Source organism: Streptomyces sp. NPDC093510 (genome assembly GCF_040683555.1).
In the GTDB taxonomy this organism is placed as follows: domain Bacteria; phylum Actinomycetota; class Actinomycetes; order Streptomycetales; family Streptomycetaceae; genus Streptomyces.
In genome coordinates this window covers 80,467-87,001 of the sequence record NZ_JBFBEE010000007.1, presented here as the reverse complement: position 1 = coordinate 87,001, position 6,535 = coordinate 80,467, and the positions used below count along the sequence as shown (strand labels likewise).

Here is a 6,535-nt window from a genome sequence, read left to right as displayed (position 1 = left end):
GGGTGGTGGGGCCGGGCCGGGCTCAGGACTTCCCGAACTCGTTGGAGATGAGGTCGAAGATGTCGTCCGCGCTCGCCGCCCGCAGGTCGGCGTGGACGGAATCGGCCCCCTCCGGACCGTCCTGCGCCGGGCTCCACTTCGACACGAGCACTTGGAGCCGGCCCACGATGCGACGGCGGGCCGCCTCGTCCACCTCGCCCGCGCCGAACGTCGCGTCCCACTTGTCGAGTGCCGCGAGCACATCGCCCTCGCCCGTGGCATCGCCGTCGTCGCCCAGCAGCCCGCGCAGATGCGCGGCGAGGGCCTCGGACGTGGGATGGTCGAAGATCACGGTGGCGGGCAGCGAGAGCCCGGTCGTCGTGTTGAGCTGATTGCGGAGCTGGACGGCGGTCAGCGAGTCGAACCCCAGCTCCTGGAACGGCTTCGCCGCGGGAATGTCCTCCACCGTGTGGCCGAGCGTCGCCGCCGCGTACGTCCGGACTTGCTGGACCAGGAAGCCGAGCCGCTGCGACGCGGGCGTCTTCGCGAGTTCCTCACGGAACGCACTGCTCTCGGCGGCGGACCCGGATCGCTCGGCCTCCCGCTGGTTCTCCGGAAGGTCGTCGAGGAACGGACTGGGCCGCTGGGCGGTGAACGTCGGCGTGAACTTCGCCCAGTCGAAGTGGGCCACGGTCAGCGTGGCGTCACCGGCGTCGACCGCCTGGTGCAGCGCCTTGACGCACAGGTCCGGGCGGATCGGAAGGAGGCCGAAGCGCTTGAAGTACGACAGTGACTCCGGGTCCGCGGACATGCCCGCCTCGGCCCACGGGCCCCAGGCGATGGAGGTGGCGGGCAGCCCCTGGGAGCGGCGGTGCTCGGCGAGCGCGTCGAGGAAGTGGTTGGCCGCGCCGTAGGCGCCCTGCTGGCCGCTGCCCCACACACCGGCGCCGGACGAGAACATCACGAACGCCGAGAGATCCAGCCCCCGCGTCAGCTCGTGGAGGCGCCAGGCCGCATCGGACTTGGACCCCAGTACTTCGTTCAGGCGCGCGGTCGTGAGGTCGCCGATCGAGGTCAGGTCGGTCATGCCCGCAGCGTGGATGACGGCCGTGAGGGGGTGTTCCGGCGGCGTCCGGTCGAGGAGGCGGCGGAGCTGGTCGGGGTCGCTGACGTCGCAGGCGGTGAGGGTGACGGTGGTGCCGAGCCGGTCGAGTTCGGCGGCGAGTTCCCGCGCGCCGGGCGCATCGGGGCCGCGACGGCTGGTGAGGTGCAGGTGGGGGGCGCCCTGGCGGGCGAGCCAGCGGGCGAGGACCGCACCGATGCCACCGGTACCGCCGGTGATGAGGGTGCTGCCCCGGGGCTGCCACGTGCCGCCTGCGGAGCTGACGGAGCCGACGGAGCTGACGGAGCTCACGGTGCTGACCGAGCTCACGGTGCTGACCGAGCTGACGGCGCCTACGGGCGCGTTCGTGCCGCCGACGGCGTGGGTGAGGCGCCGGGTGTGGGTTCCGTTGGGGCGGACGGCGGTCTGGTCCTCGTCCTGGGGGAGGAGAGCGGCGGCCAGACGGGGAAGGGTGTGGCGGTCGATACGGGCGGGCAGGTCGACGAGGCCGCCCCAGAGACGGGGGTGTTCGAGGGCGGCGACGCGTCCGAGCCCCCAGACGTGGGCTTGGAGGGGGCGGGTGAGCGGGTCGGTGGCGCCCGTGGACACGGCGCCTTGCGTGACCGTGTGCAGGGGCGCGGTCGTACCGTTGTCGCCGAGCGCCTGGATGAGAGCGGTCGTCGCGGCGAGCCCGGCGGGCACGGCCGGATGCCCGGGGTGCGGCTCCTCGTCCAACGCCAGCAGATTGACGATCCCGGCCAGCCCTGCCGTCTCCACCGCGGCCAGATCGTCACGCCCGACCCGGCCGGTCTCGACAGGATGCAACCGGACGGCGGCCGCCCCGTGCTCGCTCAGCGCATCGACCGTGGCTCGTACGGCGGGGTGCTCCGCCTGGTCGGCGGGTACGAACAGGAGCCATTCCCCGCCCAGTTCAGGTGCCGGGCCGTCGGCCTTGTGCTTCCACGTGACGCGGTACCGCCAGGAGTCGATGGTCGCCTGCTCCCGGTGCCGCCGCCGCCAGCCCTGCAACACCGGCAGCGCGGGCTCCAGCGCCCGGACCGCCTCCTCACTGCCCTCCTCCGACCCCAGCGTCTCGGCCAGCAGCCCGAGGTCGAGCTCCTCGACGGCCTGCCACAGCCGCGCCTCCGCCGCCCCCGGCTCCCCGCCACCGGAGCGCGGGGCGGATGCGGAAGGGTCGAGCCAGTAGTGCTGGTGCTGGAAGGCGTAGGTGGGCAGGTCGACGGTACGGGGGGTCTTCGGCTCGGCCGGGAACCAGCGGCGCCAGTTGATGTCGGCCCCGGCGGTGAACGCGTGGGCGGCGGCGCGGGTGAGCTGGGTGGCGTCGCCGTGGTCGCGTCGGAGGGTGGGGACGACGGTGGCGGTCACATCCGCCTGCTCGATGGTCTCTTCCATGCCGAGGTTGAGGACGGGGTGGGGGCTGGCCTCGAAGAACAGGCGGTAGCCGTCAGCCAGGAGTGCCTCGATGGTGTCGGCGAAGCGGACGGGCTGGCGGAGGTTGGTGACCCAGTAGTCGGTGTCCAGCCTCGTGGTGTCGGCCAGCCGCTCGGCGGAGACCGTCGAATAGAACGCCACGTCGGTGGGGGCGGGTTCGATCCCGGTCAGGCGCTCGGTGAGCAGGTCGTGGAGCTGGTCGATCTGGGGGCCGTGGGAGGCGTAGCCGACGTCGATGACGCGGGCGCGGAGCCCCTGCTCCTCCGCATCGGCGACCACGGCGGCCACGTGCTCGGGCGGTCCCGAAATGACCGTGGAGGAAGGCCCGTTGACGGCCGCGACACACACGCCCGGCCGATCCCCGATGAGCTCGACGGCCTGCCCGGCACCGGTACCGAGGGAGGCCATATCGCCGTGCCCCTGCAACTGACGGAGTGCGTCACTGCGTACGGCTACGATCCGCGCCGTATCCTCCAGCGACAACGCGCCCGCGACGCACGCGGCGGCCATCTCACCCTGCGAATGCCCCACCACGGCGGCCGGGGTGATCCCGTAGTCCGCCCAGACAGCAGCGAGCGACACCATGACCGCCCACAACACCGGCTGCACGACCTCGACCCGGGACAGCTCACTCCCGTCCCCGCGCAACACCTCCGTCAACGACCACTCCACATACGCCGACAGCGCCCGCTCACACTCGGCAATGCGCGCCGCGAACACCGGGGACTCGACCAGGAGTTGGGCACCCATGCCCACCCACTGCGACCCCTGCCCCGGAAACACCAACACCGCACCAGCACCACCGGAAGCCGCGCCACCGGAGGTCGCGTTACCAGCCACGACATCCGAGGACACCGCCCCCGAAGCCAGAGCCTGTACACCGGCGATCAGTTCCTCCCGGCCCCGGCCCACCACCACAGCCCGGTGCTCGAACACCGACCGCGTCGTGGCCAATGACCAGCCCACCTCTAAAGGCGCCACATACGCGCCCTCCGCCACGAACTCATCCAACCGACGCACCTGTTCACGCAACGCATCCGGAGTCCGCCCGGACACCACCCACGGCACCACCCGCACCCCACCCGGCACCTCGGGCTCCGAGTCGGGAGCCGTCGCCTCCGTCGGCGCCTCCTCCAGGATCAGGTGCGCGTTCGTCCCCGAGAAGCCGAACGAGGAGACGCCTGCCCGGCGCGGGCGCTCGCCCCGGGGCCACTTCACCGGGTCGGTGAGCAGGCGCAGCCCGCTGCCGTCCCACTCCACGTGGGGCGATGGGGCGTCGATGTGCAGGATGGCGGGCATGAGGTCGTTCTGGAGGGCGAGGACCATTTTGATGACACCGGCCACGCCCGCGGCGATCTGCGTGTGGCCGATGTTGGACTTCACGGCTCCGACCCACAGCGGCCGGTCCGCCGGCCGTTCCCGCCCGTAGGCGGAGATGAGGGCGCCGGCCTCGATGGGGTCGCCGAGGGTGGTGCCGGTGCCATGGGCCTCCACGACGTCGATGTCCGTGGCGGTGAGGCGGGCGTTGGCGAGGGCGGCGCGGATGACGCGTTCTTGGGAGGGGCCGTTGGGGGCGGTGAGTCCGTTGCTGGCGCCGTCCTGGTTGACGGCGGAGCCGCGGATCACGGCGAGGACTTTGTGGCCGTTGCGGCGCGCGTCCGACAGCCGCTCCAGGAGCACCACGCCCGTGCCCTCGGCCATGCCCATGCCGTCGCTGTTCGCCGAGAACGGCTTGCACCGCCCGTCGGGGGCCAGGCCGCGCAGTTCGCTGAAGCCGATCAGGGGGGCGGGCGACGACATCACGTACGTACCGCCCGCCAGCGCCAGGGAGCACTCCTGTGTGCGCAGGGCCTGGGCCGCGAGGTGGAGGGAGACGAGCGACGAGGAGCACGCGGTGTCGACCGTCACCGCCGCGCCTTCGAGGCCCAGCGTGTAGGCGACGCGTCCGGAGGTGACGCTGCCGGAGTTGCCGATGGTGAAGTAGCCGGCGGTGCCCTCGGGGACTTCGGACGCGCCCAGGGCGTAGTCGAGTCCGTCGCAGCCGATGAAGGTGCTCGTGTCGCTGGAGCGGAGGCTGAGCGGGTCGATGCCCGCGCGTTCGATGGCCTCCCACGCCGTCTCCAGGGCGAGCCGCTGCTGCGGCGCCATGGCGGCGGCCTCGGTCGGTCCGATGCCGAAGAAGGTGGGGTCGAAGTCACCGGCGTCGTAGACGAAACCGCCCTCACGGACGTAACTCGTGCCGCTGCTCTCCGGGTCCGGGTCGTAGAGGGATTCGAGGTCCCAGTTGCGGTTGCCGGGCAGCGGGGCGACGGCGTCGCCGCTCGTGGAGATCAGCTCCCAGAACTCTTCGGGAGACCGGACCCCGCCGGGCAGCCGGCAGGCCATGCCGATGACCGCGACGGGTTCGTGTCCCGCCGACTCGACGTCCCGCAGCCGGCGTTCCGTCTGACGCAGGTCCGCGGTGACACGCTTGAGGTATTCAAGAAGCTTCTCTTCGGTGTGCGCCATCCCGGTGACAACCGCCCCTCTCCGCGAGAACAGACCGCAGACTCGTCGACGGCGCTAAAGCCCTCCTAATACTCGGCTGCGGGAGGAGTCTCTTAGGTGCGCTTAAGCGGTCCCTGCCAGGGTGTGCCGGTGTCAGGTGTCAGGCGCCGTCATGCTCTGATCAGCGCAATCGCGCCGTGCCGTGCCGTGCGGCCGGTGGGCCTGACCGTCGGTCCGGACAACGCGAAGCGAGGCATCGTGCCCATCACGGATAGCAAGCCGGCCGCCACCTTCCCCGACCTGGTCGACCCGTCCTTCTGGGCGCGGCCGCACGAGGAACGGGTGGCGCTGTTCGAGGAGATGCGCGGGCTGCCGCGTCCGGCGTTCATCCAGCAGAACATGCCCGGCGTACCGTGGGCGTTCGGCTATCACGCGCTGGTCAAGTACGCGGACATCGTGGAGGTCAGCCGCCGGCCGCAGGACTTCTCCTCGAACGGCGCGACCACGATCATCGGCCTGCCGCCCGAGCTGGACGAGTACTACGGCTCGATGATCAACATGGACAACCCGGAGCACTCCCGGCTGCGCCGCATCGTCTCGCGCTCCTTCGGCCGCAACATGATCCCCGAGTTCGAGGCTGTGGCGACGCGCACCGCCCGGCGCATCATCGGCGAGCTCATCGAGCGGGGGCCCGGCGACTTCATCAGGCCCGTCGCGGCGGAAATGCCCATCGCCGTGCTGAGCGACATGATGGGCATCCCCGAAGAGGACCACGACTTCCTCTTCGACCGGTCCAACACCATCGTGGGCCCGCTCGACCCGGACTACGTGCCCGACCGCGCGGACTCCGAGCGTGCCGTGATCGAGGCGTCACGCGAACTCGGCGACTACATCGCGCGTCTCCGTGCGGAACGCCTCGCCGCCCCCGGCAACGACCTGATCACCAAACTGGTGCAAGTGCGGGCGGACGGCGAGCAGTTGACGCGCCAGGAACTCGTCTCGTTCTTCATCCTGCTGGTCATCGCCGGTATGGAGACCACCCGTAACGCCATCTCGCACGCCCTGGTACTGCTGACCGAGCACCCCGAGCAGAAGCAGCTGCTGCTCTCGGACTTCGACGCGTACGCGACGGACGCGGTCGAGGAGATCCTCAGGGTCTCCACGCCCATCAACTGGATGCGCCGCGTGGCCACCAGGGACTGCGACATGAACGGCCACCGGTTCCGCAGGGGCGACCGGATCTTTCTCTTCTACTGGTCGGGCAACCGCGACGAGGGCGTGTTCCCCGACCCGTACCGCTTCGACATCACACGCGGGTCGAACGCGCACGTCACGTTCGGCGCGGTGGGCCCGCACGTCTGTCTCGGGGCCCACCTCGCCCGTATGGAGATCACCGTCCTGTACCGGGAGCTCCTCGCCCAGCTGCCCCAGATCCGTGCCGTGGGGCAGCCCCGCAGGCTGGACTCGAGCTTCATCGAAGGAATCAAGCACTTGCACTGCGACTTCTGAGCACGT

General features: G+C 71.0%; 2 protein-coding genes. One reads left to right on the top strand and one right to left on the bottom strand.

The window, feature by feature from the left end; translation table 11 throughout:
• Positions 1-22: 22 nt before the first annotated feature.
• Positions 23-5,041 carry a type I polyketide synthase gene (locus AB0N81_RS13335; RefSeq protein ID WP_365357918.1) on the bottom strand — a complete coding sequence of 1,673 codons (5,019 nt, stop codon included), beginning with the start codon at positions 5,039-5,041 and terminating at the stop codon, positions 23-25.
• Between the two features lie 237 nt (positions 5,042-5,278).
• On the opposite strand from AB0N81_RS13335, the gene AB0N81_RS13330 reads away from it, so the two are divergent.
• Positions 5,279-6,529, top strand: a complete 1,251-nt coding sequence (locus AB0N81_RS13330) for a cytochrome P450 (protein WP_365357917.1) — start codon at positions 5,279-5,281, stop codon at positions 6,527-6,529.
• Positions 6,530-6,535 lie beyond the last annotated feature (6 nt).

Bases quoted from the DNA above. Each gene is read 5' to 3' on its own strand.
- AB0N81_RS13335 (WP_365357918.1), bottom strand. From the start codon at position 5,041: ATGGCGCACACCGAAGAGAAGCTTCTTGAATACCTCAAGCGTGTCACC.